Here is a 3,034-nt window from a genome sequence, read left to right on the forward strand (position 1 = left end):
GATGGTAGTTGGGACCTTGTCCCTGTGAGAGTAGGACGTCGCCAAGCAAAAACCTAAGTCGTTTCGACTTAGGTTTTTTTGTGTTTATTTTTATATATCAAATGTCATAATTCATATATTTAGTAATCGTAAAGAGGGAAAAGGATGAAATAGAGACGTTTTAAAGTCAACTACCCCAGTGAGACAAGGCTTTTCAGTGGGGGCTTGAGTTCGAGCGCTAGGTCTTTTCGTCTATTGCTAGACAGTTTGACGCTCTAGCATTCATGCTACCCTACGATTTGTCACGTAACTTACTAATCTATCTACACCTAAATCGTAACTCAAAGCGTTACTCGTAGTCGTGGATGGTTTCTTCATTTGAGAAACGTGCATTTCATATGTATAATGCACCTCAAAGAACCGACCTTTTTGCTTCGGTACAATCTAAATGTAGGAGATTTTTTTGTCTTGAATTTTTCGGCATACGTATTTTAATGGAACCGAATTTTTTCTGAATGCCACATTCATCGGAACTATCCAATGCCCGTTATTATCCACTTTAGGGACTTGATAGATTTCAATGATTCGCTTGTCAGTGGAACGAGAATAATTTGGGAACTTCAGATGCCCTGTGAACTTCTCAGGATTTTTCTTCCATTGTTCCAACGCTTTAAAAAAGCTCTTCACTTCTGCATATAAGGCTCTGCGAATCGCTTGAACAGAGTTTGATTGAACTCCTGGGTAGTTCGTATCGGCTTGCATGGCAGTATCTACTTCTTTTACAGTAACCATCCTATTATTGTTTAAGTAACTTTGTTTCATCGTGTACAAGCCAACATTTCGCAATGCTTTTGAGCTATGTGACATGCGCTGAAGTAAACCCCCACTGATTAAAGTTTCAATTTATACAATGTTTTTTCGTTTTTAAAGGATTTCATTCATCAAAAAATCTATAATTAAGGTAATTAACATATATTTTTGATGGGTGTGGGAGATTATGAAAGAAATATGCATGTTATTAGTAGCTGTTATATTATGGGGAACAGCCATTGCACCAACAAAGTGGGCGTTAGAATCTATTCAGCCATTTACTTTGTTATTTATTCGCCTTTTCTTCGCGGGTGGAATTTGTTTGCTATTTTCATTTAAACAATTAAAAAGATCGGTTGTACATAAACAAGTGCCGTGGAAAAGAATGAGTTTACTATCTTTTACTGGTGTAGCTGGTTACTTTATGTTCACATCCTACGGTATTTCTTTAACAAGTGGATTGCATGTTAGTATTATTGATGCTGCTTTACCGTTAGTTACAATTCTTTTTTCAGCGTTCTTTTTGAAAGAAAAAATTAAGCTTAATTATTGGGTTGGTATTGTACTCGGGGCTATTGGAGTACTTCTTATTACAATCCCATCTAGTAACGGGGATCAAGAAGTATCTTTAATAGGAGATACCCTTATTTTATTAAGCACTTTCTTATTTGCCCTCTATACAGTATTGCTGAAAAGACCAAAACAAGAACAGTATTTATCAAACAAGGTTTTTACAACATTAACTTTAATTATTGGAGCTGTTATTTTATTACCATTTGCAATGGTAGAAACTTTTTACTATGGTTTCCCAGAAATCGAAACATGGAAGACTGGATTTAGTGTAATGTATCTTGTTATAGGGGCAACAATTTTAGCGTATTGGCTTTGGAATAGAGCATTAGAGACAGTCTCGGCATCAGTAAGTGGGTTATATTTAAATGCGTTACCATTAATAAGTATTGTTGCTTCAATTGTTTTATTAGATGAGTCTGTAACTTGGAAGATAGTAATAGGAGGAAGTTTAGTTTTAATAGGGGTAGGATGGGCAGATAAACAAAAAATAAGTAAGTTATTAAAGAGGAATAACTTGAATAGTAAGGAATGCTAAGCAGTATGTTGTATATAGTTTAAATAAAAAACACCTTATATATAAGGTGTTTTTTATTTGGAAAGATAATAGATTGAAATCAGTATGGATATTCTTTGCTATATTTATACGTATTGAAATCATTTTGAAATATTGTTTGAACGAGTTGTATACATTCAGTATCATAAAAACTTTCGAAAGTTGGAAGACGGGGGAATAAAGGGTCAGTAATATCGGATTCGCTAAAATTCCCTTTATAAATCATCGAGGGAGTTTGATGATGCCAGGATGTTGAAAACTCATTTATTGGTGCAGTTTTTAATTCGAAACGCTTTTCTAATGCTTTCATATCCTGATTGAAGTTTTCTAAGTATATATAATTGGTTACATATTTTTCTTCATCAGCTATATATTGTTGTGTGAAATGAGGGTTAATACTATTTGCTTGTGCCCCATTAATAAGTAGATAGTATAGAAATTGTTTAAATGAGAGCCCTTTGGACGAATTTTCGTCTTGATATAGAAACTTTCGGATAGGCTTCCATTCGGGATTTTCTATATAAGGAGGTGCAATTAAGGATACGAAAGAACTGACTGCTCTCTTATAAGGGTTACGAACAAGTTTAAAAGTTTCTTTTTGTTTTTCTCGTAACGCTATACCTAGCCGTAGACTATAGGCAGGCGCATTTTTGTATATATCATATTCATAATTATGAATGAAAGGGCTATAATTTAGAGCTGTTTGTAATAAATCAATTTGGTAAAAGAACCACTTGGCAAGAGAAGTACAACCACTTTTTTGGCTCCAAAATAGAATGATAGGAAACTTCTTATGATAGTGTGGATTTCTTGAATGAGCATTGATGATGTGTAATAAGGTAGGATCGAACAACCCCTACACCCCTTTCGGATATTTTAATTATATGTATGGAAAATAAAGAGGAATATGAGTAGCTGTTTCATCTTTTCTAAAAAAGCGAAAGATTAATGTTGACTATTACTGAATAGGGGTGTAATATAAAACAAGTCGCCGATGACAACAACGTTGAAAGCGACAAACGAAATGAAAAACTTAGTTGACATTGAAAGATGAAAATGTTAACATAAGGAAGTCGCAAATGAGCGACTAAGTAGTTCTTTGAAAACTGAACGAAACAA

Annotated in this window: 2 protein-coding genes and 1 pseudogene; 1 reads left to right on the forward strand and 2 read right to left on the reverse strand. The window is 34.1% G+C overall.

Going from position 1 to position 3,034, the window contains the following annotated elements; translation table 11 throughout:
* Positions 1 to 276 precede the first annotated feature (276 nt).
* Positions 277 to 858, reverse strand: a pseudogene (locus MR083_RS26310) (nuclease/transposase family protein); the annotation flags it as partial.
* 118 nt (positions 859 to 976) lie between these two features.
* Between MR083_RS26310 and MR083_RS26315 the strand changes: the two are divergent.
* Entirely contained in the window at positions 977 to 1,897 is a 921-nt protein-coding gene (locus MR083_RS26315) for a DMT family transporter (RefSeq protein ID WP_000658267.1), read from the forward strand.
* Positions 1,898 to 1,976: 79 nt separating this feature from the next.
* Here MR083_RS26315 and MR083_RS26320 read toward each other — a convergent pair whose 3' ends face one another.
* Positions 1,977 to 2,768, reverse strand: coding sequence for a sulfotransferase family 2 domain-containing protein (locus MR083_RS26320; RefSeq protein WP_000460234.1), 792 nt, complete (start codon positions 2,766 to 2,768; stop codon positions 1,977 to 1,979).
* Positions 2,769 to 3,034 lie beyond the last annotated feature (266 nt).

The organism is Bacillus cereus group sp. BfR-BA-01408 (genome assembly GCF_022663305.1).
Taxonomy (GTDB): domain Bacteria; phylum Bacillota; class Bacilli; order Bacillales; family Bacillaceae_G; genus Bacillus_A; species Bacillus_A pacificus.